The following is a 22,969-nucleotide window of genomic DNA, read 5'->3' as shown; positions in this document are numbered from 1 at the left end:
CTGCCGGACAAGAACACGATCCAGGACGCACCAAGGGGAGAAACGACGGTGAAACGCTCGATGACTGCGATCGCGCTCGTCGCGATGGCCGCGGCGCTGGCTGCCTCGGCGGCCGGCCCGGCGGCGGCCGAGGCCAAGAAGACCTACAAGATCTATCTCTCCAACAATTTCGTCGGCAACGACTGGCGCCAGCAGATGGAGCGCGTCGCCGCCGTCTCGGTCAAGAAGGGGCCGCTCGCCGGGCGGGTCGACCTCAAGATCGAGAACGTCGAGAACACGGTCCAGGCGCAGATCAACTCCCTCAACAACATCATCCGCGCCAAGCCGGACGCCATCCTGGTCGATGCCGGCTCGGACACGGCGCTCAACCCGACCATCAAGAAGGCCTGCGCCGCCGGCATCGTGGTGATCAGCTTTGACCAGGTGGTGGCCGAGCCCTGCGCCTATGCGCTGGAATCGGACTGGAAGCGCATCCCCGCCGTCATGGCCGAATGGATGGCCAGGCAGCTCAACGGCAAGGGCAAAGTGTTCGTCGACCGCGGCCTTGCCGGCGCACCGATCTCCGCCGCGCTGGAGAAGGGCTATCTCGACGTCCTGAAGAAATACCCCGATATCGAGGTGGTCGGGAACTATAACGGCGAATACGCCCTCGGCCCGGAGCAGGCCGGCGTCGCGAGCCTGCTCGCCGCCCACCCCGAGGTCGACGGCATTCTCACCCAGGGCTACGGCTCCGGCGCGATCAAGGCGCTGCAGGACGCCGGGCGGCCCCTCGTGCCGGTGGTCGGCTTCAGCTACAACGCCACCGCCGTCACCTGCGCCAAGACGCCGGGCGCCAAGTGCATCCTCGGCTCCAATCCAGCCTATCTCTCCTCGGAGGCGATCAAGCTGGCGGTGGAGATCCTCGACACCGGCAAGAAGCCGGAGGATCGCCACATCCTGGTCAAGGGCGACTTCCTCGCCACGGCGCCGTTCAAGTCCGAGCTCTATCCCGATGCGGTGACGCAGACCATCGAGGTCGGCAAGACCGCCTTCCCCGACAGCCCGCCCGGCCTCACCCTGCCGATCTCGCCGGGCTGGGTCGAGATCACCGCGGCCGACGCCGCCGGCTCCTGAGGGCGAGGGGCCGGTCGCGCCGCTGGGGGATTCGGGCAGGATCGGCGCGGCGCGACCGGTCTCGGCGCGGAGAGGACGGATGGACCTGATCGAAGCGAGCGGCGTCGCCAAGCGCTACGGCGGCATCCAGGCTCTCGTCGGCGCCGATTTCCGCGGCGCCGGCGGTGAGGTGCACGCGCTGCTCGGCGAGAACGGCGCCGGCAAGAGCACCTTCATCCAGATCCTGGCCGGCATCGTGCGCCCGGATGCCGGCGTGCTGCGCCTGCGCGGGGCGCCGTACCGGCCGGGCAATGCCGCCGCGGCCCAGGCCGCCGGCATCTCGGCCGTGTTCCAGGAGCTGTCGCTGGTGCCCGACCTCACCGTGGCCGAGAATATCTGGTTCCGCCACGAGCCGCTCTCCGGGCTCGGCACGGTGCGCCGGGCGCGGCAGCGGCAGGGCACGCTCGATCTCTTCGAGCGCTACGCCATCCCGGCGCCGCCGCCGGACCGGGAGGTGCGGCGGCTGACCCTGGCCGAGCGCCAGATCGTCGAGATCGCCAAGGGCCTGGCCCGGTCCCCCTCGGTGCTGATCCTCGACGAGGCGACATCGTCGCTGCCGCCCCGCGAGACGGAGTGGCTGCTGGGCCTTGCCCGGCGGCTCGCCGACGACGGCAGCCTGGTGATCTACATCTCGCACCGCCTCGCCGAGGTGCGGGCCATCGCCGACCGCGTCACGGTGTTCCGCAACGGCGCGACGGTCGCCGCCCACGATGCGCGGGCCGTGGACGACGATGCCTTGATCGCCGACATGCTGGGGCGGCGCATGGACCGGCTCTATCCCGAGCGGGTGGCGACCGCCACGGGACGCGTCGCGCTGCGCCTGGGCGGCCTCGGTGTCGGCACCCGGCTCGCCGACGTCGATCTCGACCTGCGGGAAGGCGAGGTGCTCGGCGTCGCCGGCCTGCAGGGCCATGGCCAGCGCGAGCTGTTCCAGGCGCTGTTCGGCATCAGCCGGTCGCGCGGCAGCCTCGAGGTCTGGGGCAAGCCGGCGTCGATCCGCAGCCCGCGCCAGGCCCTGATCGGCCGGGACGGCATCGCGCTCGTGCCCGAGGACCGCCGCAGCCACGGCCTGCTGCTGTCCAAGAGCGTGCGCGAGAACCTCACCCTGTCGGTGATCCCGCGCCTCTCCCGCTTCGGCCTCCTCAGCGCCCGGCGCGAGCGCGAGCTGGTCGAGGAGATGCTGGCCACGCTGCGCATCAAGGCCGGCACGCCCGACCAGATCGCCGGGACCCTGTCCGGCGGCAACCAGCAGAAGGTGATCTTCGGCAAGATGCTGCTGACCGGCTCGCGCATCCTGCTCCTCTACGATCCGACGCGCGGCATCGACGTCGGCACCAAGGGCGAGATCTTCCGGCTGATGCGCGATCTCGCGGCGCAGGGCTATGCCATCCTGTTCTATTCCAGCGACCTGCCGGAGATCGTCAACCTGGCCGACCGCGTCGCCGTCCTGCGCAACGGCCGCCTGGCGGCGACGCTCGCCGGCGCCGAGGTCTCCGAGCACCGCATCCTGCGCGAGGCCATGGCGGAGGCACGGGCGGCATGACCCTGACGGTTCCGATGACGATGCGGCCGGCCGGATCGGGCAGGGCAGGGACGGGCGGGCGCAAGGCCTGGCTCGTCGACCGGGCGCCGTTCCTGGTCGCCTGCGTCATGCTGGCCGTCCTGCTGGCCGTCTATGGCAGCCTGCGCGAGGGCGTGTTCACGCTCGACGAGCTCAACCTCGACACTGCGGCAGCGATGACGCTGCTGCTCGCCGCCACCGGCCAGACCATCGTCCTCCTGCGCGGCGGCATCGACCTGTCGATCGGCGGCATGATCAGCCTCGGCACGGTGCTGGCCGCCACGCGCTTCGGCGGCGATCCGGCGCAGGCCGTCCTCTGGGCGGCCGGCATCGCGCTGCTCGGCGCCCTGGTCGGCGCCGCCAACGGCGTGCTGATCTCGACGCTGCGCCTGCAGCCCTTCCTGGTGACGCTGTCGACCTGGTCGATCCTCTCCGGCATCGCCCTGATGATCCTGCCGACCGACGGCGGCCAATTGCCCGATGGCTGGATGGCGTTCGGCAGCGCCACCCTCGCCGGCATCGGCACGCCGGTCTGGCTGCTGGTCCTGCTGGTGCTGTTCTGGCTGTGGTTCCGCGCCACGCCGCTCGGCCTCGCCATCCGCGCCACCGGCTCGAACGAGCGCTCGGCCGAGCTGTCCGGCGTCTCGCTGACGCGGATCAACATCGCCACCTATGCCCTGTCCGGCTTCTTCGCGGCACTGGCGGCGCTCTACCTCACCACCCAGACCGGCACCGGCTCGCCGACCATCGGCAAGGACTACATCCTGCCCTCGGTGGCGGCGGCCGTGATCGGCGGCATCAGCCTGTTCGGCGGCCGCGGCGGCCTGATCGGCACCATCGTCGGCGCCTTCATCCTGACGCTGATCGGCAACCTCGTCTTCGTCCTCTCCGTCTCCAGCTACTGGCAGCCGATCGTCTCGGGCGTGATCCTGCTCGTCGCCGTGCTGGCGAGCTCGCTGGCCGAGAAATCGGCGCGCCGGAGCCTCTCGTGATGGCCGGGCTCGGGCGGCACCGCGCGATCCTGCTCGCCTATCTCGGCGTGGTCGTGCTGCTTCTCGTCACCTCCTTCTTCTCGGAGGGCTTCCTCGCCGGCGGGCATCTGCGCACCATGGCGGTGCTCGCCGCCTTCACCGGCATCGTCGCGCTCGGCCAGACCTTCGTCATCATCGGCGGCGGCATCGACCTCTCCGTGCCCTGGGTGCTGACCTCGGCCGCGGTGCTGGTGACGCTGGCGGCGAACGGCGCCGATGCCCCGCTCGTCTATGCCGTGCCGGCGGCGCTCGCCGGCGGCGCCCTGATCGGCGCGGTCAACGGCCTCGGCATCGCCCTGTTCGGCGTGCCGCCGATCATCATGACGCTCGCCGTCAACGTCATCCTGCAGGGCGCCATCCTGGTCTGCACCGGCGGGGCGCCGACCGCCTCGGCACCGCCGCTGCTGCAGTACCTCGCCGTCGGACGCGTCGGCCCGCTGCCGGTGATCGTGCTGATCTGGGCCGCCCTCGCTGCGCTGGCGACGGTGCTGCTCTCCAAGAGCGCCTTCGGCCGCTACCTCTACGCCCAGGGCACCAGCGCCACCGTCGCCGAATTCTCCGGCGTGCCGACGCTCGCGACCACCGTGCTCGCCTATACGCTCTGCGGCTTCACGGCGGCGCTCGCCGGCATCCTGCTCACCGGCTACACCGCGCAGGCCTATCTCGGCATGGGCGATCCCTATCTCTTCACCTCGGTCGCGGCCGTGGCCATCGGCGGCGCCTCGATCCTCGGCGGCAGCGGGCACTATCTCGGCACCATCGCCGGAGCCCTGGTGCTGACCATCCTCACCGGCCTGCTGCCGGCCCTGAATCTTTCGAACGGCGCCCTGCTCGTCGTCTACGGCGTCGTCATCCTCGTCACCGTCTCGCTGGCGAGCGAGGCGCTGCCCGATCTCTTCACCCGTATCGCCCGGCCGCTGCGCCGCGGCGGCGACGGCCAACCCTGAGGCACTGCGATGAGCGACATCGAATGCGTGGTCGACGCCAAGGCGATCCTCGGCGAGGGCACCTTCTGGGACACGCGCGAGCAGGTGCTGTGGTGGATCGACATCTGGGCGCCGGCGATCCACCGCTTCGATCCGGCGACGCGCGAGGACCGGGTATTCCCCGCGCCGGAATATCTCGGTTGCCTCGCGACCCGAGCCAAGGGCGGCCTGGTCGTGACCATGGCCAGCGGCTTCCACTTCTTCGACCCGGTGGCGGGGCGTTTCGATCCGATCGCCGATCCCGAAGCGGGCATGCCCGAGACCCGTTTCAACGACGGCAAGACCGACCGGCAGGGCCGCTTCTGGTCCGGCACCATGTTCGAGGCGGAGGGGCCGCCGCGCCGCATTGGCTCGCTCTACCGGCTGGATCCGGATCTGTCGGTGCATCGCATCGTCGAGGGCATCGGCTGCTCCAACGGCCTGGCCTGGAGCCCGGACAGCCGCACCATGTACTATTCCGACAGCCATACGACGCTGGTCTGGGCCTTCGACTTCGATCCCGCCACCGGCGCGGCCGAGAATCGCCGGGTCTTCACCGACGTCGCCGAGACCGGCGGCATCGTCGACGGCGCCACGGTCGACGTCGAGGGCTGCTACTGGGCCACCATCCCGGTCACGAGCAAGATCTGCCGCTACGACCCGGCGGGCCGGCTGATGCGCACCATCTTGCTGCCGACCGACCTGCCGACCTGCGTCGGCTTCGGCGGCAAGGACCTGGACGTGCTCTACTGCACCTCGGCGGTGCTACGCCGCCCGGCCGCGAAGATCCGGGGCGCCGCCCTCGCCGGCGGGCTGTTCGCCGTCGATGCCGGTGTCAGGGGCCTGCCGGAGGCGCCGTTCGCGGGGTGAGGTGCACGGGGCTCGCTCGTCATCGCTGCGGCATGCCTTCGGGAATGATGGTCCGGATGATGGAGCTGTCCAGCGCCTCGTAGTCGTGCAGCCCGATCGCGGCATAGAGCTCGGCCCGGGTCTGCATCCGGTCGACGAGGCCGTGCGTGCCGCCGTCCCGGGCGATGGCGGCGTAGAGTTCCTGCTGGGCCTTGTTGGCCACCCGGAGCGAGGACACCGGCCATATCACCATCCGGTAGCCCATGTCCCGGAACTCCGCCGCGGTGAAGAAGGGCGTCTTCCCGAACTCGGTCATGTTGGCCAGCAGCGGGACGCCGGGCAGGCGTTCGGCAAAGGCGCGGAACATCTCGGCGGTGTGCAGCGCCTCGGGAAAGATCGCATCGGCGCCGGCCTCGACATAGAGCCTGGCGCGTGCGACCGCGCCATCGAGGCCCTCGCTGGCCACTGCGTCGGTGCGGGCGATCAGGTAGAGATGGCGGCGCGCCTTGGCCGCGGCGGCGACCTTGGCCGCCATGTCGTGCGCGTCCGCCAGCTTCTTGTCGTTGAGATGCCCGCATTTCTTGGGCAGGAGCTGGTCCTCGATATGAACCGCGCCCGCGCCGGCATCCTCGAAGACCCGCACCATGTGCATGACGTTGAGGGCCTCGCCATAGCCCGTATCGCCGTCGGCGAGGAGAGGCAGCCCGCTGGCGCGCACGATCTGGCGGATGAAGAAGGCGACCTCGTCCACCGTGATGATGCCGAGGTCCGGCAGGCCCATCGAGGCCGTCATCGCCGCCCCGGAGAGATAGAGGCCCTCGAAGCCGGCCGCCTTGGCCTGCAGGGCCGCCATGCCGTTGTGCGCGCCCGGAAGCTGCAGGATGCCGCCGCGCTCGACGAGCGCGCGAAAGCGCGTCCCCGCAGGCCGGTCGGGCAGATCGGACGAGACGAGATAGGGCATTGTCCCTCCTCATGCGGCCTTGCTGGCCGTGGCGGCGCGGCCGCGCTTGTCGATGGGCACGAACTCGAGAGTCTCCGGGCCGACATAGTTGGCCGACGGGCGGATGATCTTGTTGTCCTGGCGCTGCTCGATGATATGCGCGGCCCAGCCGGAGGTGCGGGAGATGACGAAGAGCGGCGTGAACATCGCCGTCGGCACGCCCATCATGTGATAGGAGATCGCGCTGAACCAGTCGAGGTTCGCGAACATGGCCTTGGCGTCGGCCATGGTGCGCTCGATGCGCTCGGCGATGTCGAACATCCTGGTCGATCCGGCTTCGAGCGACAGCTGCCGCGCCACGGTCTTGATCACCGCGTTGCGCGGATCGGCCACCGTGTAGACGGGATGGCCGAAGCCGACGACGACCTCCCGGGCCTCGAGGCGGCGGCGGATATCGGCCTCGGCCTCGTCGGGATCGGCGTAGCGCTTCTGGATCTCGTAGGAGACCTCGTTCGCTCCGCCGTGCCTGGGGCCGCGCAGCGCGCCGATGGCTCCGGTGATCGCCGAATACATATCCGACCCCGTGCCGGCAATCGAGCGGGCGGTGAAGGTCGAGGCGTTGAACTCGTGCTCGGCATAGAGGATGAGCGAGACATGCATCGCCCGCACGTGCGAGGGCCTCGGCGCCGTGCCGTGCAGCAGCCGCAGGACGTGCCCGCCGATGGAATCCTCGTCCGTCTCCACCTCGATGCGCCGTCCGTTCTGGGCGAAGTGGTGCCAATAGAGCAGCATCGAGCCCAGCGAGGCGAGCAGACGGTCGGCAATGTCGCGCGCCCCGGGATGATTGTGGTCCGCGGCTTCCGGCAGCACGCAGCCGAGCGCCGAGACGGCCGAGCGCATCACGTCCATCGGATGCGTGGCGGCGGGCAGGAGCTCCAGCGTGTTCCTCACCGCCTGCGGCAGCCCGCGCAGCGCCTTCAGCTTCGCCTTGTAGGCGGCGAGCTCGGCCAGCGTCGGCAGCGTGCCGTGCACGAGGAGATGGGCGATCTCCTCGAACTCGCAGGTCGCGGCGATGTCGAGAATGTCATAGCCGCGATAGTGCAGGTCGTTGCCGGTGCGCCCCACCGTGCACAGGGCCGTGTTGCCGGCGACGACGCCGGACAGCGCCACGGATTTCTTGGGCTTTGCTGCGGTCATCGCGTCCTCCCCAGAGCATTTCCCGGTGAACCGGCACCCGGTTCGCGCCAAGACCATGCGTGAAAACAAAGAGATAGAGAGCGTGATCGATTCAACGTGAAGCGATCGCGCTCTACCCACGCTTCCAGTCGAAGATGCCGCAGGCCGCCGCGGCGCCGAGCCCGGCGGCATCGGCGGTGACGGTCAGGCCGGCGAGGTCTTCCGGCTTCAGGTCCAGGAGGCGCTCGACCGCGGCGACGAAGCGGTCCTGCTCGTCTTGTCCGACGATGCCATCGGCCAGCGTGCGGAACTTCCTCACGTAGTCCGGACGGGTGAAGGGCCGCGCCCCGAGCGGGTGGGCGTCGGCGACGGCAATCTCGTCCTCGATCACGGTTCCGTCCTGCAGCGCCACCACGACGCGGCCGCCGAACGCCTTGTCTCCGGGATCATGGCTGTGATAGCGCCGCGTCCACGCCGGATCCTCGAGGGTCGAGATCTTGCGCCAGAGCGCGACGGTCCCGGGCCGGTTCGCGCGCTCGGGCGCATAGGAGCGTTCGTGGTGCCAGCCGCCGTCCTCGAGCGCGACCGCGAAGATGTACATGATCGAATGGTCGAGGGTCTCGCGGCTCGCCCTCGGGTCCATCTTCTGCGGGTCGTTGGCGCCGGTGCCGATCACGTGATGGGTGTGATGGCTGGTATGGATGACGATGCTCTCCACCCGGGAGAGATCGCCGATCCTCGGTCCCATGCGGCGGGCGAGGTCGATCAGGGCCTGGCTCTGGTATTCGGCCGAGTGCTCCTTGGTGTAGGTGTCCATGATCGCGCGCTTGGCCTCACCCTTCTCCGGCAACGGCACGGCGTATTCGGCCTGCGGACCGCCCAGGAGCCAGGCGATGAACCCGTCCTCGCCCTCCCATGCCGGCGAGGGCGCGCCTTCGCCGCGCATGGCGCGGTCCACGGCCTCGACGGCCATCTTGCCGGCGAAGGCCGGCGCATAGGCCTTCCAGCTGGAGATCTCGCCCTTGCGCGACTGCCGCGTGGTCGTGGTCACGTGCAGCGCCTGCTGCACGGCCTGATGGATCGTCTCCACGGGCAGGCCGAGCGCGGCGCCGATGCCGGCCGCGGCTGACGGCCCGAGATGGGCGATGTGGTCGATCTTGTGCTCGTGCAGGCAGATGCCCTTCACCAGATCGACCTGGATCTCGTAGCCCGTCGCCAGCCCCCTGGCGAGCGCCGCGCCGGACAGGCCGCAATGCTGCGCCACGGCCAGGATCGGCGGGATATTGTCGCCGGGGTGCGAATAGTCGGCCGCCAGGAACGTGTCGTGGAAGTCGAGCTCCCGGACGGCGACACCGTTGGCCCAAGCCGCCCATTCGGGGGAGACGCGTTCCGTCGGCGGAAGGCCGAAGACGGTCGCGCCGGGGTGAAAGGCATGCGCCCGTGCCTGCGCCCGGGCGCTCGCGACCGGCCGACGTGCCAGCGACGCGGCCGCGACCGCCGCATTGTCGATGATGCGGTTGCCGATCATCTCGACCACGTCCGGCTCGAGCGGGACGTCGTCGGCGGCGACGGAGGCGATCTTCCAGGCGAGCTGGTCCTGGCGGGTGAGATGCTCCGAGGACCTGTGGGCGCGAACGGCATGCGACTTCACGGCTGGGGCTCCTTCGGCCTGGCTTGATGCGGTGCGGGGATGCGCCTCGGCACGGCGTCGACGTCGACCATCGTGAACCGGCTACGGACCGAGGCCGCGCGCGCCTCTCGTCGCGGCGCCGCCGGAGCCCCGTCGCGACTGGCATGCCGGGGACGGACGATCTCCGAGATCACTGGGGCGTGTCGGGCATCGTCGTTGACGGAAATGCACAAGGCGCGGGCCTCCGGCGCTCTGGTCAATTTGCAATATCTGCTTATGATGGAGGGCGTAAACGGTTGAAAATGCAGGAAGTTGCGAAGCGAATTCCGTGAATTTGCAAAGTTTGCGAAGTGACGGGAGGTGCCTTTCTTGAAGAAGCTGTTCGTGGGCGTGCGGCTGAGGCGGCTGCGGGAAGAGCGCCGCCTCACCCAGCAGGGGCTGGCCGACGCGATCGGCATCTCCCTGAGCTATCTGAACCAGATCGAGAACAACCAGCGCCCGCTGACCCTGGCGGTTCTCCTCAAGCTCAACGCCGCCTTCGGCATCGAGGTGCAGCTGTTCTCCGACGAGGACGAAGCCCGCCTCGTCGGAGAGGTGCGCGAGGCCCTCGCCGATCCCGCCGCTGGCGAGGAGCTGTCGGGTGCGGAGCTGAAGGAGATCGCCACCGCCATGCCCGCCGCCGGGCGCGCGATCGTCGCGCTGCACAGGAAGCTCACGCGCTCGCTCGAGGAGGCGGCTGCGCTCGCCGCGCTCCTCGGGGACGACCGGCGCGCCGGGGTGCAGCCGCTGGTGGCGCCGTTCGAGGAGGTGCGGGACTTCTTCTCCGCCCGGCATAACTATATCGACGCGCTGGACCGTGCGGCCGAGGAGGTCCGCGCCGAGCTGGGGCACGAGATCCCCGCCGCGATCGAGGATCGGCTGCGGGACCGGCACGGCGTGCGCGTGGTGCGCGAGGATGCGCAGGCGAGGGCGACCTTCCGGCGCTCCTTCGACGCCGCGACGAGGATCCTGCGCCTGCCGAGAGATCTCGGCCCGGGGCAGCAGGCCTTCCAGCTCGGCACGCAGCTGGCGCTCCTGGAGTTCCACGACCGCATCGACCGGCAGATCGGCAGCACCGCCTTCGGCACCGGCGAGGCACGCTCGCTCGCCCGGATCGGCCTCGCGAACTACTTTGCCGGCGCCTTGATCCTTCCCTATGCCGCCTTCGCTCAGGCCGCCGAAGACCTGCGCTACGACATCGACCTGCTCGGGCAGAGGTTCGGCGTGGGCTTTGAAACGATCTGCCACCGCCTCAGCACCCTCCAGCGCCCTGGCGCGCGCGGCGTCCCCTTCTTCTTCATCCGCGTCGATCGCGCCGGCAATATTTCCAAGCGCCAGTCGGCGACGGATTTTCATTTCTCGCGCGGCGGCGGCACCTGCCCCCTGTGGAACGTCTACGAGGCCTTTGCGCAGCCGGGCCGGATCCTGACGCAGCTCGCCGAGATGCCGGACGGCCGGACCTATCTGTGGGTCGCCCGGACGGTCAGCCACGCGACGGGCGGCTACGGCGCGCCGGCGAGGATCTTCGCGGTCGGGCTCGGCTGCGATCTCAGGCACGCCGGCAGGCTGGTCTATTCGACCGGGCTGCGGCTGGACGACGCCGATGCCCGGACCCCCATCGGCATGGGATGCAAGATCTGCGACCGCCCCCTGTGCGCGCAGCGCGCCTTTCCGTCGGTGGCAAGGCTGTTCGCGGTCGACGAGAACCGGAGCTCGCTCGCGCCCTATTCCTCGTCGTGAGGGGGCGCCGGCCGCTATTCCGGCCGCCGCCCGAACACCACGTAATTGTCGAGCTGCTGCCAGACGGTGCCCGTCTCGGCAAAGCCGGCGTGACGCAGCGCGGCGACGTGAAAGTCGACGGAGCAGTCGTCGCCGCTCGTGCGCCGCTTCGGCGGCCGGGCGGCGAAGAATGCATCGCGGCGCGCCTTGAGCCCGGCGAGGCGCGGAATCCTCTCGGCCCGCTCCCACCAGGCGTCCCAGTCGTCCTCGCCCTTCGCGACGGCCTCGCGCTCGATCCGCTGCCGGGTCGATTTCGCCACCTTGGCGAGCGTGGGCCAGCGGCTGTCGAAGCGCATATGGTCGCCGTTCATGACGATGCCGCCGGGCGCGAGCAGCTCGCCCGCCACGCCGTAGAACTCGGCCAGAGCGCCGGGAGAGAGCCAGTGCAACGCGGTGGTGGAGACGAGCGCCGCCGGGCGGGCGGCGCCGAGGGCCGCGGCAGCCTCGAGCGCGCGTTCGCCCCACGAGGCGTCGGAAAGGTCGGCCTCGACCACGCGCGCCCTGTCGCCGTCCCCGGCCAGCGCAACCCTCGCCATGTCCAGCAGCATGACATCGGCATCGACGGCGATCACCCTGGCCGAGGGAAAGCGGTCGAGAAGGCGCCGGCTCAGCGATCCCGGCCCGCAGGCGGCGTCGATCACGGTGAACGCATCGCCGAGGGCCGAGTCCAGAACCTGGAACATGACCTCGAAGCGCTCCTCGCGCTGCCTGATATAGCCCTCCTGCTGACGGTCCCAGCGCGCCAGCAGGGCCATGATCTCGTCGTCGTTGGACATTCGTCGTTCCTTCTGCGGGGAGTGTCTGCGCCCATGCTGTCGACAGCTCTGCGGCGCGAGCTTCCAAATTCGCGCGGTCAAGCCGGATGCGACGTCCATCGCGCCAGCTCGACGTCGAAATGCGGCGGCGCATGGGGTGCGATCTGCACGAACCGCCCCTTCACGCGGAACACCTTCTCGATCAGGCCGCTTTCGGCCAGGGCCTTCGGCTCGCCGTCGAAGATGAGGTCGCCCTTCTCGAGGAGGGAGATGCGGTCGCAGATCGACATCGCCTGGTTGATGTCGTGGATCGCCAGCACGATCGTGACGCCCTTCTCCCGGCTGAGACGATGGATCAGGTCGAGGACTTCGATCTGGTAGCCGATATCGAGATAGGAGGTCGGCTCGTCCAGGAGCAGGATCTGCGCCTCCTGGGCAAGGGCGGCCGAGATCCAGGCGCGCTGGCGCTCGCCGCCGGACAGCTCCCGCAGGCTCCTGTCGGCGAAGTCGGTCAGTCCGGTGCTGTCCAGCGCCCAGCGGATGGCGTCCTCGTCGTGCGCGGCATAGCTGCGGAACAGTCCGACATGCGCGAACCGTCCCTGCCGAACCAGTTGCCCGACGCGCATCTCGTCGGGCGCGGAGGGTTGCTGGGGGAGAAACGCCAGACGTCTGGCGATCTCACGGCGCGGCATCGACCCGATCGGCCTGCCGTCGATCTCCGCATGTCCTGCGCTCGGCCTGATCAGCCCCGCCAGCGCCTGCAGGGCGGTGCTCTTGCCCGAGCCGTTCGGCCCGATCAGCGCGCGGATCTCGCCCCGCCCGAGGGACAGGTCGAAGTCGCTCAGGGCCTTGCGGCGTCCGTAGGCGACCGACAATCGGGAGCAGGAGAGCGCCATTGCGTCCTCACGGGGTCCGGCGGAGAAGGGCGACGAGCACGGGGACGCCGCAGACCGCGGTGACGACGCCGATCGGGATCTCTTCGGCCCGTCCGACCAGCCGGCCGACGAGATCGCCGAGGGTGACGACGACGACACCGAGGGCGATCGTGAGAGGCAGCACCATCGCGAAGCGCCGTCCCGCCAGGAAGCGGGCGAGATGGGGCACGATCAGCCCGACGAAGACGATCGGCCCGGCCACGCCGACGGCGCTCGCCGCCAGGCAGCAGGACAGGGCCAGCGCGAGCGAGAACTGGCGCCGGTAGGCAAGCCCGAACGAGCGCGCGACCGGCGCCTCGAAGCGCAGGAGGTCGAGGGGCCGGCGCAGCAGTGCCAGGCCGGCGACGGTGAACGGCAAGAGGAAGAGCACGTGCTTCCAGCTGCGGGCATAGAGCGAGCCCGACAGCCATTCGAGCAGGATTTCGATCCGGGCCGATCCCCATCCGGCGATCAGTCCGATCGCCACCGCATGCAGCACCGCGCCGACCGCGATGCCGCAGATGGTGATGCGAAGCGGTCCGAGATCCCGGCGGAACGCCAGCGCATAGATGATGCCGCCGGCGATCAGGCCGCCCAGCGTGCCGACGGCCGGCATCCATGCGAGCGGCAGCTCGGCCAGCGTGTTCGAGCCGGGATCGTGGATGTAGACCGAGAACAGCAGGAAGACCGCCACCGCGAGCGTGGCGCCCTGGGAGACGCCCATGATCGACGGGTCCGCCAGCGGATTGCGGGTGATCGTCCGCAGCATGAGGCCGGCCACGGCAAAGTGGATGCCGGCCAGCATGCCCGTCACGATGCGGGGCAGCCGGATATCCATGATGATCGACCGGGCCTCGCCGGAGCCGTGGCCTTCGAGGGCGGCAACGACGTCGGCGGGCGCGATGTCGACGACGCCGATGAAGACGGCCAGGACGATCGACAGCAACGCCAGGGCGGCCGAGGCCGGCACGAGCCAGGCGGGGGTGGATTTCCCCCTGTTCACCAGGGCGTCCATCAGGGGCCCCCGAGCGCGAAGCTGCGGCGCTGCGCGAGGTATATGAAGACCGGGCCGCCGATCAGGGCGGTGATGATCCCGACGGGAAGCTCTCTGGGGAGGGCGATCGACCGCGCCACGATGTCGGCGGCGGCAACCATCAGTCCGCCGAGAGAGGCGGTCAGCGCGACGGTCCATCCGGGGCTGTGGGGATTGAGAAGCCGCGCGATATGCGGCGTTGCCAGGCCGACGAAGGCCACGGGCCCTGCGACGGGCACGATGCCGGCGACCGGGAGGATGGCGAGCAGCAGCAGAAACGGCTTCCAGACGGCGAGCTGCAAGCCCATGCCGGCCGCCGCCTCCTCGCTGAGCGCGAGCAGGCCGAGGGCGCGATGCGACGCCAGGGCGCCGGCGGTGGCGAGGATGACCCAGGGAGCCATAGAGGCGAGCTGGGTCCATGTACGGCCCTGGAACCCGCCGGCCAGCCAGAACAGCAGCGACGGCGCCAGTTGCCCGCTGAGGATGAGGAGGTAGGTGGTGATCGCCCCGAGGAAGAGCGAGACGCCGATGCCCCCGAGGGCCAGATGCAGCGGGCGTCCCCGTGCCCCGCGCGCGATCCAGAAGGTCGCCAGCGCCGCGCCCAGCCCGCCCGCCATGCCGACGAGCGGGTAGAAGACCGAGGAGAGCCAGGGCAGGAACACGAAGCAGAAGACGATCGGCGCGACGGCGCCGGACATCACGCCGGTCAGCCCCGGTCCGGCGAGAGGGTTGCGGGTCAGGGTCTGCAGCAGATATCCGGAGACGCCGAGGCCGGCGCCGCCGATGAAGGCGGCCAGGCTGCGCGGCAGCCGCAGCGTCCACACCAGGATCGAGTCGATCTTCCCGTCGGGCCACAGCAAGGCTGACACGAGCGCTTGCGGCGCAAGAGGCCTTGCCCCGACGAGCAGGCCGCCGGCGATGACGAAGACGGCGGCGATGACGACGCCCATCGTCATCGTCAGGGATCGTGCGGCGCTGCCTCGCGGCGCTGCCGACCGGACCGCCCTCACTTCCGCAGGTCTGCCGGAACGAGCCTGGCCGCCTCGGCCCGGACGTCGACGGCCGGGAAGGTGTCGGGATAGAGATAATGGGCCGCCTCGCGCAGCACGATCTCGCGCGCGATCGGGCCGTTGGTCTCCGCCCATTGGTCGCCGACATAGTGCACGCGGCCGTCCCTCACCGCGGAGAGCTGCTGCCAGATCGGGTTGTTCTCGTGCGGGCGGTCCGGGCCGCCGTCCATCACGAAGATGACCTGCGGGTCCTTCTCCAGCAGGGTCTCAAGGCTGAGATCGATGCCGAACCGACCGCCCTGCGGCATGGGGCCGGCGATGTTGTCGCCGCCGAGGGCCGCGACGATCGATGCCGCGGTGTTCTCGGTGTGGAAGGCGAACGGCGTGTCGCCGCCCCACATGATGACGAAGCGCGGATGCACGTCCTTCGGCGCTTTGGCGCTGAAGTCCCTCAGATGCTGCTTGAAGTCCGCGTTGAGCTGCTCGCCGCGCTCCGGCTTGCCGAGGATCTTCGCAAGCTCCGCCACTTCCTCGTAGCTCTCGCTCAGGAGCTCCATGTTGTAGGCGAGATAGGGCGCGATTTTCTGGAGCTGCTCGGCATTGCCGACGGTATAGCGCCGGATCGCGACGATGAGGTCGGGCTTGGCGTCCGACAGGAGCTCGAGATTGGGTTTGGCGCGCTGTCCGATCTGCTTGATGTCCTTGGTCAGCCCGAGCAGAAAGTCCGGATCGCGCCCGGCCATCATGTAGGTCGTCGCGACGGGCTTGATGCCGAGAGCGAACGCCACATCGGTCGCCAGATAGGAGATCGCGGCGATCCGCTGCGGATGGGCGGGAACCTCGACGGCGATGCCGCGGTCGTCGACGACGGATTGCCTGCCGGCATCCTGAGCAAGAGCCGTGCTCCCGACGACGGTGGCGAATAGACCAGCGAGGGAGAACAATCTGAAAGCGCGCCTCATGGTCTGAAGCCCTTCGGTCTGATGTGTCGGGCAACGCTCTATCGCCAAACCATGGCAGCTTCAATCATGATCTGTGCCGTCAAGTCCCTTGAATCCAAGTGAATACTGGTCAAAAGGCTCCAAGTTGTGCTTTTTAAACTTATTCTAATCCAGAAGAACTTCGATGCTTGGTCGATGATGCCTGGTCACAATTGAGGCGGCCGGTTCTGATCTTGCAGCTTGGTCCTTCGCGAAGCCGGTTGATGGCCGGCCATCGGCGAGGCGGCCCCTCCGGCGCCGCGCGTCCGAAGCCGGCCCGCCGTCGTTCCGGATCTGACATAGAAAGACATAAATATTTCTTTATATGACGCTTGACAGCGACGATGCCCTGGTGATGATGGCAGCCGTCATGGTTCCCCTGGGCCGTTCGCGGTTGCCAGGGGCTAAGAGGGAAGCCGGTGCGATGCCGGCGCTGCCCCCGCAACTGTAAGCGGCGAGCCGACGTTCACGGATGTCACTGAGGCGACGAGCCTTGGGAAGACGAACGGAGGCGACGACCCGCGAGCCAGGAGACCTGCCGTGACAGATAACGTCCACAGGCGGGGTGTCCTGGTGGGTCGCCGGCAGGTCGCCTCCTCCGGGACGCGGCTCGCTTCGCGTCCGCAAAAAGCCCCGTCGCAGTCATATCGGGGTGTCATATGCCTTCGGAAATCTCCATCGCCACGCTCGGCGTGTCGAGGATCGGCCGCCGTCGCGAGCTGAAATTCGCCCTCGAATCCTATTGGTCGGGAAAGAGCCCGGCCGCGGAGCTGCTCGACACGGCCAGGGCGCTGCGGGCGGCCAACTGGATCGAGCAGCGCGATCGCGGCATCACGGCGATCCCGTCCAACGACTTCTCGTTCTACGACCAGGTGCTCGACACCGCGGTCATGGTCGGCGCCATCCCGCCGCGCTATGGCTGGAGCGGCGGCGCCGTGCCGCTCGACATCTATTTCGCCATGGCGCGCGGCAGCCAGGGCGACGTGGCGGCCGATTGCGGCCACACCCATCACGGCCACGAGCATCACGGCGTCACCGCGCTGGAGATGACCAAGTGGTTCGACACCAACTATCACTATATGGTGCCGGAGCTTTCGGCCGGGCAGGCCTTCTCCCTCACCTCCACCAAGCCGGTGGAGGAGTTTCTCGAGGCCAAGGCCCTGGGCGTCCACACACGGCCGGTGCTCGTCGGCCCGCTCACCTTCCTCAAGCTGGGCAAATCATCCGAGCCCGGCTTCGATCCGGTGACGTTGCTGGCAAAGCTGCTGCCGGTCTATGAGGACATCCTGGGCAGGCTGGCGGCTGCCGGCGCCGACTGGGTGCAGATCGACGAGCCGGTGCTGGCGCTCGACCTGGCCCCGGAGGAACGGGAGGCGTTCAGGGTCGCGTATGGCCGCCTCGCTGCGGCCGCCCCCGGCCTGAACATCCTGCTCAATGCCTATTTCGACGGGCTCGGCGCCAATCTCGGCACGGCGCTGGCCCTGCCGGTCCAGGGGCTGCACGTCGATCTGGTGCGCGCGCCCGGAGAGCTTGCGGCGATCCTCGACGGGGCACGGCCGGACCTCGTCCTGTCGCTCGGCGTGGTCGACGGGCGCAACATCTGGCGGTCCAACCTCGACGCCATTCTCGATCGGGTCGAGCCCGTCATGGCCCGGCGCGGCGCGGCCGGGATCGAGATCGCGGCGTCCTGCTCGCTGCTCCACGTGCCGATCGACGTCGAGCTGGAAACCGCGCTGGAGCCCGACCTCAGGTCCTGGCTCGCCTTCTCCGTCCAGAAGATGGACGAGCTCACCACGATCGCCGCGGCGCTGGCCGGCGGCCGGCAAGCCGCGCGGGCGAAGCTCGATGCCTCGGCGAAGGCGCTGGCGTCCCGCGCCGCTTCGCTCCGCGTCCATGACCCGCTCGTCCAGGGGCGGATGGCCGGGATCGACGCCGGCATGAAGACACGGCAGAGCCCGTTCGCCGGAAGGCGCAAGCTCCAGGCCGCGAAGCTGCGCCTGCCCGCCTTCCCGACCACCACCATCGGCTCCTTCCCGCAGACGGCCGAGGTGCGCAAGGCGCGCTCGCGCCATGCCAGGGGCGAGCTCAGCTACGCGGACTACGACGCCTTCCTGAAGCAGGAGACGGCGGCCACGATCCGCTGGCAGGAGGAGATCGGCCTCGACGTGCTGGTCCACGGCGAGTTCGAGCGCAACGACATGGTGCAGTATTTCGGCGAGCAGCTCGCGGGCTTCGCCTTCACGCAGCATGCCTGGGTGCAGAGCTACGGCTCGCGCTATGTGCGCCCGCCGATCATCTTCGGCGACGTCTCGCGCCCCAATCCGATGACCGTCGCCTGGTGGCACTACGCCCAGTCGGTGACGACCAGGCCGGTGAAGGGCATGCTGACGGGCCCCGTCACCATCCTCAACTGGTCCTTCGTGCGCGACGACCTCCCGCGCGGCGAGGTCTGCCGCCAGATCGCCCTCGCCATCCGCGACGAGGTGACCGACCTGGAAAAGGCCGGGGCGGGGATGATCCAGATCGACGAGGCTGCCCTGCGCGAGGGGCTGCCGCTGCGCAGGGCGGACTGGAAGACCTATCTCGACTGGGCGGTGGAGTGCTTCCGCATCTGCTCCAGCGGCGTCGCCGACGAGACGCAGATCCACACGCACATGTGCTACTCGGAGTTCAACCAGATCATCGACGCGATCGCGGCCATGGACGCCGACGTCATCTCGATCGAGACCTCGCGCTCGCGCATGGAGCTGCTCGACGCCTTCAGGAGCTTCAAATATCCCAACGAGATCGGCCCGGGCGTCTACGACATCCACTCGCCGCGGGTGCCGGAGGTCGGCGAGATGGCGGAGCTGCTGCTGCTGGCCAGCGAGCGGATCGGCGGCGACCAGCTCTGGGTCAATCCCGACTGTGGCCTTAAGACCCGGAAGTGGGAGGAAGTCCGTCCCGCGCTGGTGAACATGGTCGCCGCTGCCCGAGAGCTCCGGCTGCGGGCGCGAGCCGCCTGAGAGCGCGTCGAGGCCGCTGGCGTCGGCCGGCGGCCTCGCTGCGAGACGAGGCAGATTTCGGCCGGCCGGCGGGCGAATGGCACCCGGTTCGCGGGGCGGGCGTCAGTCCCATGCCAGCGATCCGCCGTTCTGGTATTCGATGACGCGGGTCTCGAAGAAGTTCTTCTCCTTCTTCAGGTCCATCGCCTCGCTCATCCACGGGAACGGATTCTCCGCCTCGGCGAAGACGGGCGCGAGCCCGAGCTGGGCGCAGCGGCGGTTGGCGATGAAATGCATGTATTGCTCGCACAGCGCCGCGTTCAGCCCGAGGAAGCCGCGCGGCATCGTGTCCCGCCCATAGGCGGCCTCGAGCTGCGCCGCCTCGGCGATCATCGCCCTGACCTCATCCTGGAACGCCCTGGTCCACAGGCCCGGGTTCTCGTTTCTGATCTGGTTGATCACGTCGATGCCGAAGTTGAGATGCAGGCTCTCGTCACGCAGGATGTACTGGTACTGCTCGGCGATGCCGACCATCTTGTTGCGCCGGCCGAGCGACAGGATCTGCGCGAAGCCGGTGTAGAACCACATGCCCTCGAACACGACGTAGAAGGCGACGAGGTCGCGCAGGAAATCCCGGTCGGCCGCGGGCGTGCCGGTCCTGAAATCGGCGTCGTCGAGATTGCGCGTGTGCTTCAGCGCCCAGGCCGCCTTGTCGGTGATCGAGGGCACCTCGCGGTACATGTTGAACAATTCGCCCTCGTCGAGGCCGAGGCTCTCGACGATGTACTGGAAGGTATGGGTGTGCACCGCCTCCTCGAAGGCCTGCCGCAGGAGGTATTGCCGGCATTCGGGGTTGGTGAGGTGGCGGTAGATCGCCAGCACGATGTTGTTGGCGACGAGGCTCTCGGAGGCGGCGAAGAAGCCGAGATTGCGCTTGATCATGCGCCGCTCGTCCTCGGTGAGACCCTCGCGCGACTTCCACAGCGCGATGTCGGCCTGCATGGAGACCTCGGTCGGCATCCAGTGATTGTTGCAGCCGGCGAGATATTTCTCCCAGGCCCAGCGATATTTGAGCGGCAGGAGCTGGTTGACGTCGGCGCGGGCGTTGATCATCCGCTTGTCGTCCACCTGCACCCGTCCGCCGCCGCGGTCGATCTCGCCGAGGCCGGTGGCATCGGCCGCCGTCGGGGAGAGAAGCGGGGCCGTCGTTGCGGCCGCCGGATCGGCCTTGGGTTCGGACCAGTCGAGCATGTCTGTCTTCCCGTCTCCGCTCACTGGCAGGCTTCGCAATCGGGATCGTCGATGGCGCAGGCCTTGCCCCACGGGCCGTCGGCCTGCGCGGCGATCGCCTCGGCCGCGGCAGGCGCGGCGGCGAGGGTGGCCAGCACGGCGTTGAGCTTGCCGTCCGTGCCCTTCAGGGTCGACTTCTCCACATGGGTGGCCGACCGGGACCTCAGATAGTAGGTCGTCTTGAGCCCCTTGCGCCAGGCGAGCCTGTAGAGCTCGTCGAGCTTCCTGCCGCTGGTATTGGCGATGTAGAGGTTCAGCGACTGGGCCTGGTCGATCCATTTCTGGCGCCGGGACGCGGCCTCGATCAGCCAGGCGGACTCGATCTCGAAGGCCGTCGCATACAGTGCCTTGAGGTCGTGCGGCACCCGGTCGATCTGGCCGACGGACCCGTCGAAATATTTGAGATCGGACACCATCACCTCGTCCCACAGGCCGCGGGCCTTGAGATCGTGGACGAGCTGGGGGTTCAGCACGGTGAAGTCGCCCGACATGTTCGATTTGACGAACAGGTTCTGGTAGGCGGGCTCGATCGACTGCGCCACGCCGCAGATGTTGGAGATCGTCGCGGTCGGCGCGATCGCCATCGTGTTCGAGTTGCGCATGCCGGTCGTCCTGACCCGCTCGCGCAGCGCCGCCCAGTCGAGCCGGGACGATCGATCCATGTCGACGCCCGGCCGCTCGTCCTGCAGCAGACGGATGGAATCGATCGGCAGGATGCCCTTCGACCACAGCGAGCCTTCGAAGCTCGGGTAGCGCCCGCGCTCGGCCGCCAGGTCGGCCGAGGCCGATATCGCATGGTAGCTCACCGCCTCCATGCTCTCGTCGGCGAACGACACCGCCGCATCCGACGCATAGGGGATGCGCAGCGTCTGCAGCGCGTCCTGGAAGCCCATCACGCCGAGGCCGACCGGCCGGTGCCGCAGGTTGGAGCGCCGCGCTTCGGGGATCGTGTAGAAATTGATGTCGATGACGTTGTCGAGCATGCGCATCGCCGTGCCGACCGTCGCGGCCAGCCGGCCGAGGTCGAGGCCCGCCTCCGTCACGTGGTTGGCGAGATTGACCGAGCCGAGATTGCAGACGGCGACCTCGTCCTTCGAGGTGTTCAAGGTGATCTCGGTGCACAGGTTCGAGGAACGCACCACGCCGATATGCTGCTGCGGCGAGCGGATGTTGCAGGGATCCTTGAAGGTGATCCAGGGGTGCCCGGTCTCGAACAGCATGGTCAGCATGCGCCGCCAGAGATCGAGCGCCCGGACCTTGCGATGGACCTTGATGCCGCCGGCCGCCGCCCGGGCCTCATGGGCTTCGTAGGCCTTGCGGAACGCGCTTCCCGTGAGCTCGTGCAGGTCGGGCACCTCGTCCGGCGAGAACAGCGTCCATTCGCCGTCCGCCTCGACGCGCTCCAGGAACAGGTCCGGCACCCAGTTGGCGGTGTTCATGTCGTGGGTGCGGCGACGGTCGTCGCCGGTGTTCTTCCTGAGGTCGAGGAACTCCTCGATATCGACGTGCCAGGTCTCCAGATAGGCGCAGACCGCCCCCTTGCGCTTGCCGCCCTGGTTGACCGCGATGGCGGTGTCGTTGGCGACCTTCAGGAACGGCACGATGCCCTGGCTCTCGCCGTTGGTGCCCTTGATATGCGCGCCGAGGCCGCGGACCGGGGTCCAGTCATTGCCGAGGCCGCCGGAATACTTTGCCAGCAAAGCATTATCCTTGATGCCCTTGAAGATGGCGTCGAGGTCGTCGGCGACCGTGGTGAGGAAGCAGGAGGACAGTTGCGGGCGCAGCGTGCCCGCGTTGAACAGCGTCGGCGTCGACGCCATGAAGTCGAAGGACGACAGGAGGTGGTAGAATGCGATCGCCCGCTCCTCGCGGTCGATCTCGCGCACGGCGAGGCCCATGGCGACGCGCATGAAGAAGGCCTGCGGCAGCTCGAAGCGCTTGCCCCTGGCGTGCAGGAAGTAGCGATCGTAGAGCGTCTGCAGCCCGAGGAACTGGAATTGCAGGTCGCGTTCGGGCTTCAGGGCGGCGCCCAGCCTGGCGAGGTCGAAGCGACCGAGCTCCGGATCGATCAGCTCGGCCTCGATGCCGGTGCGCACGAAGGCCGGAAAATACGAGGCGTAGCGCGTGCTCATCTCAGCGTGCGTCGCCTGTTCCGGCGCGCCGGACACGAAGGACAGCGCCTCCCGCCGCAGCCTGTCGAGCAGCAGGCGCGCCGAGACGAAGGCATAGTTGGGCTCCTGCTCGACGAGGGTGCGGGCCGCCAGGATCGGCGCCAGCGACAATTCGTCCAGCGTGATGCCGTCGTAGAGATTGCGCCGGGCCTCGCCGATGACCGGCGCCGCCGCGACATCGTCCAGCCCTGCGCAGGCTTCCTCGACGATGGTGGCGAAGCGGATCTCGTCGAGTGGCGCGAGGCTGCCGTCCTCGGCCTTGACGCGGAGCGCCGGGACCGCCGGGCGTGCATCCGCAGCTTTCGCAGCCGCCCGCCGGCGGGCCCGCTCCTCCCGATAGAGCACATAGGCGCGCGCCACCTTGTGATGCTCGCCGCGCATGAGCGCCAGCTCGACCTGATCCTGCACGTCCTCGATATGGAACGTGCGCGCTTCGCCGACGCGGCGCGTCAGGTTCGCGACGACCTGGTCCGTCAGGTCCTGAACGACGTCGTGCACGCGGGGCGAGCCGGCCGCCCCGGCGCCTTCGACCGCCAGGAACGCCTTGGTCAGCGCGACCGTGATCTTGCCCGCATCGAACGGCGTCACCGTCCCGTTGCGGCGAATCACGCGATAGCCGGGCTCGGCCGTTGCGCGCTCCTCGCGCTCGACGAGGATCGGAGCCTGATGAGTCCCAGTGGTATGAAGCGCGGTCGCCGGCATCTTGTCCC

Annotated in this window: 17 protein-coding genes and 1 riboswitch; of the genes, 7 read left to right on the top strand and 10 right to left on the bottom strand. The window is 68.9% G+C overall.

Annotation, left to right across the window (positions count from 1 at the left end):
- Positions 1 to 60: 60 nt before the first annotated feature.
- The 5 genes from QO011_RS34890 (at position 61) to QO011_RS34870 (ending at position 5,579) form a co-directional block, all read left to right on the top strand.
- Positions 61 to 1,113 (top strand): sugar ABC transporter substrate-binding protein, encoded by a 1,053-nt coding sequence (locus QO011_RS34890; RefSeq protein ID WP_307282807.1) that lies wholly within the window; start codon positions 61 to 63, stop codon positions 1,111 to 1,113.
- Positions 1,114 to 1,192: 79 nt separating this feature from the next.
- A complete protein-coding gene (locus tag QO011_RS34885) occupies positions 1,193 to 2,695 on the top strand; it encodes a sugar ABC transporter ATP-binding protein (protein ID WP_307282804.1) in 1,503 nt (500 codons plus the stop codon).
- Complete coding sequence (locus tag QO011_RS34880; RefSeq protein WP_307282802.1) at positions 2,692 to 3,705, top strand: ABC transporter permease; 1,014 nt, start codon at positions 2,692 to 2,694, stop codon at positions 3,703 to 3,705. Before QO011_RS34885 ends, QO011_RS34880 begins: the two co-directional genes overlap by 4 nt.
- A complete protein-coding gene (locus QO011_RS34875; protein WP_307282800.1) occupies positions 3,705 to 4,691 on the top strand; it encodes an ABC transporter permease in 987 nt (328 codons plus the stop codon). Before QO011_RS34880 ends, QO011_RS34875 begins: the two co-directional genes overlap by 1 nt.
- Before the next feature lie 9 nt (positions 4,692 to 4,700).
- The gene (locus QO011_RS34870) at positions 4,701 to 5,579 is read left to right on the top strand and encodes an SMP-30/gluconolactonase/LRE family protein (RefSeq protein WP_307282797.1); all 879 of its coding nucleotides are present in this window, start codon (positions 4,701 to 4,703) and stop codon (positions 5,577 to 5,579) included.
- Between the two features lie 19 nt (positions 5,580 to 5,598).
- Here QO011_RS34870 and prpB read toward each other — a convergent pair whose 3' ends face one another.
- The 3 genes from prpB to QO011_RS34855 form a co-directional block, all read right to left on the bottom strand.
- The gene (gene prpB, locus QO011_RS34865; protein ID WP_307282793.1) at positions 5,599 to 6,519 is read right to left on the bottom strand and encodes a methylisocitrate lyase; all 921 of its coding nucleotides are present in this window, start codon (positions 6,517 to 6,519) and stop codon (positions 5,599 to 5,601) included.
- Between the two features lie 9 nt (positions 6,520 to 6,528).
- Positions 6,529 to 7,695 carry a bifunctional 2-methylcitrate synthase/citrate synthase gene (prpC, locus tag QO011_RS34860; RefSeq protein WP_307282790.1) on the bottom strand — a complete coding sequence of 389 codons (1,167 nt, stop codon included), beginning with the start codon at positions 7,693 to 7,695 and terminating at the stop codon, positions 6,529 to 6,531.
- A 112-nt stretch (positions 7,696 to 7,807) separates the two neighbouring features.
- The gene (locus tag QO011_RS34855) at positions 7,808 to 9,325 is read right to left on the bottom strand and encodes an MmgE/PrpD family protein (RefSeq protein ID WP_307282788.1); all 1,518 of its coding nucleotides are present in this window, start codon (positions 9,323 to 9,325) and stop codon (positions 7,808 to 7,810) included.
- A gap of 348 nt (positions 9,326 to 9,673) precedes the next feature.
- Between QO011_RS34855 and QO011_RS34850 the strand changes: the two genes are divergently transcribed.
- Positions 9,674 to 11,083, top strand: a complete 1,410-nt coding sequence (locus QO011_RS34850; protein ID WP_307282784.1) for a short-chain fatty acyl-CoA regulator family protein — start codon at positions 9,674 to 9,676, stop codon at positions 11,081 to 11,083.
- 14 nt (positions 11,084 to 11,097) lie between these two features.
- Here the strand turns inward: QO011_RS34850 and QO011_RS34845 are convergent, their stop codons facing one another.
- The 5 genes from QO011_RS34845 to QO011_RS34825 all read right to left on the bottom strand — a co-directional run bounded on the left by QO011_RS34845 (position 11,098) and on the right by QO011_RS34825 (position 15,796).
- Entirely contained in the window at positions 11,098 to 11,898 is an 801-nt protein-coding gene (locus tag QO011_RS34845; protein WP_307282781.1) for a class I SAM-dependent methyltransferase, read from the bottom strand.
- Positions 11,899 to 11,975: 77 nt separating this feature from the next.
- A complete protein-coding gene (locus QO011_RS34840; RefSeq protein ID WP_307282779.1) occupies positions 11,976 to 12,773 on the bottom strand; it encodes an ABC transporter ATP-binding protein in 798 nt (265 codons plus the stop codon).
- Between the two features lie 7 nt (positions 12,774 to 12,780).
- Positions 12,781 to 13,806 (bottom strand): FecCD family ABC transporter permease, encoded by a 1,026-nt coding sequence (locus QO011_RS34835; RefSeq protein ID WP_307282776.1) that lies wholly within the window; start codon positions 13,804 to 13,806, stop codon positions 12,781 to 12,783.
- Complete coding sequence (locus tag QO011_RS34830; protein WP_307282772.1) at positions 13,806 to 14,780, bottom strand: FecCD family ABC transporter permease; 975 nt, start codon at positions 14,778 to 14,780, stop codon at positions 13,806 to 13,808. Before QO011_RS34830 ends, QO011_RS34835 begins: the two co-directional genes overlap by 1 nt.
- A 50-nt stretch (positions 14,781 to 14,830) precedes the next feature.
- A complete protein-coding gene (locus tag QO011_RS34825; protein WP_307282768.1) occupies positions 14,831 to 15,796 on the bottom strand; it encodes an ABC transporter substrate-binding protein in 966 nt (321 codons plus the stop codon).
- A 372-nt stretch (positions 15,797 to 16,168) separates the two neighbouring features.
- A riboswitch (cobalamin riboswitch) is annotated at positions 16,169 to 16,371 on the top strand.
- Positions 16,372 to 16,491: 120 nt separating this feature from the next.
- Between QO011_RS34825 and metE the strand changes: the two genes are divergently transcribed.
- Positions 16,492 to 18,819 (top strand): 5-methyltetrahydropteroyltriglutamate--homocysteine S-methyltransferase, encoded by a 2,328-nt coding sequence (metE, locus tag QO011_RS34820; RefSeq protein ID WP_307282975.1) that lies wholly within the window; start codon positions 16,492 to 16,494, stop codon positions 18,817 to 18,819.
- A gap of 102 nt (positions 18,820 to 18,921) precedes the next feature.
- Here metE and QO011_RS34815 read toward each other — a convergent pair whose 3' ends face one another.
- Entirely contained in the window at positions 18,922 to 20,049 is a 1,128-nt protein-coding gene (locus QO011_RS34815; RefSeq protein ID WP_307282765.1) for a ribonucleotide-diphosphate reductase subunit beta, read from the bottom strand.
- 20 nt (positions 20,050 to 20,069) lie between these two features.
- Complete coding sequence (locus QO011_RS34810) at positions 20,070 to 22,961, bottom strand: ribonucleoside-diphosphate reductase subunit alpha (protein ID WP_307282763.1); 2,892 nt, start codon at positions 22,959 to 22,961, stop codon at positions 20,070 to 20,072.
- Positions 22,962 to 22,969: the final 8 nt, after the last annotated feature.

The organism is Labrys wisconsinensis, assembly GCF_030814995.1.
Classification (GTDB): Bacteria; Pseudomonadota; Alphaproteobacteria; order Rhizobiales; family Labraceae; genus Labrys; species Labrys wisconsinensis.
The sequence above is the reverse complement of the archived record's forward strand: the minus strand, read 5'-3'. Positions and strand labels throughout refer to the sequence as shown.

Coding starts and splice junctions, on each gene's coding strand:
- QO011_RS34840 (WP_307282779.1), bottom strand. CDS start 12,773: ATGGCGCTCTCCTGCTCCCGATTGTCGGTCGCCTACGGACGCCGCAAG.
- QO011_RS34845 (WP_307282781.1), bottom strand. CDS start 11,898: ATGTCCAACGACGACGAGATCATGGCCCTGCTGGCGCGCTGGGACCGT.
- QO011_RS34890 (WP_307282807.1), top strand. CDS start 61: ATGACTGCGATCGCGCTCGTCGCGATGGCCGCGGCGCTGGCTGCCTCG.
- QO011_RS34835 (WP_307282776.1), bottom strand. CDS start 13,806: ATGGACGCCCTGGTGAACAGGGGGAAATCCACCCCCGCCTGGCTCGTG.
- QO011_RS34810 (WP_307282763.1), bottom strand. CDS start 22,961: ATGCCGGCGACCGCGCTTCATACCACTGGGACTCATCAGGCTCCGATC.
- QO011_RS34870 (WP_307282797.1), top strand. CDS start 4,701: ATGAGCGACATCGAATGCGTGGTCGACGCCAAGGCGATCCTCGGCGAG.
- QO011_RS34830 (WP_307282772.1), bottom strand. CDS start 14,780: ATGACGATGGGCGTCGTCATCGCCGCCGTCTTCGTCATCGCCGGCGGC.
- QO011_RS34875 (WP_307282800.1), top strand. CDS start 3,705: ATGGCCGGGCTCGGGCGGCACCGCGCGATCCTGCTCGCCTATCTCGGC.
- prpC (WP_307282790.1), bottom strand. CDS start 7,695: ATGACCGCAGCAAAGCCCAAGAAATCCGTGGCGCTGTCCGGCGTCGTC.
- prpB (WP_307282793.1), bottom strand. CDS start 6,519: ATGCCCTATCTCGTCTCGTCCGATCTGCCCGACCGGCCTGCGGGGACG.
- QO011_RS34885 (WP_307282804.1), top strand. CDS start 1,193: ATGGACCTGATCGAAGCGAGCGGCGTCGCCAAGCGCTACGGCGGCATC.
- QO011_RS34815 (WP_307282765.1), bottom strand. CDS start 20,049: ATGCTCGACTGGTCCGAACCCAAGGCCGATCCGGCGGCCGCAACGACG.
- QO011_RS34825 (WP_307282768.1), bottom strand. CDS start 15,796: ATGAGGCGCGCTTTCAGATTGTTCTCCCTCGCTGGTCTATTCGCCACC.
- QO011_RS34880 (WP_307282802.1), top strand. CDS start 2,692: ATGACCCTGACGGTTCCGATGACGATGCGGCCGGCCGGATCGGGCAGG.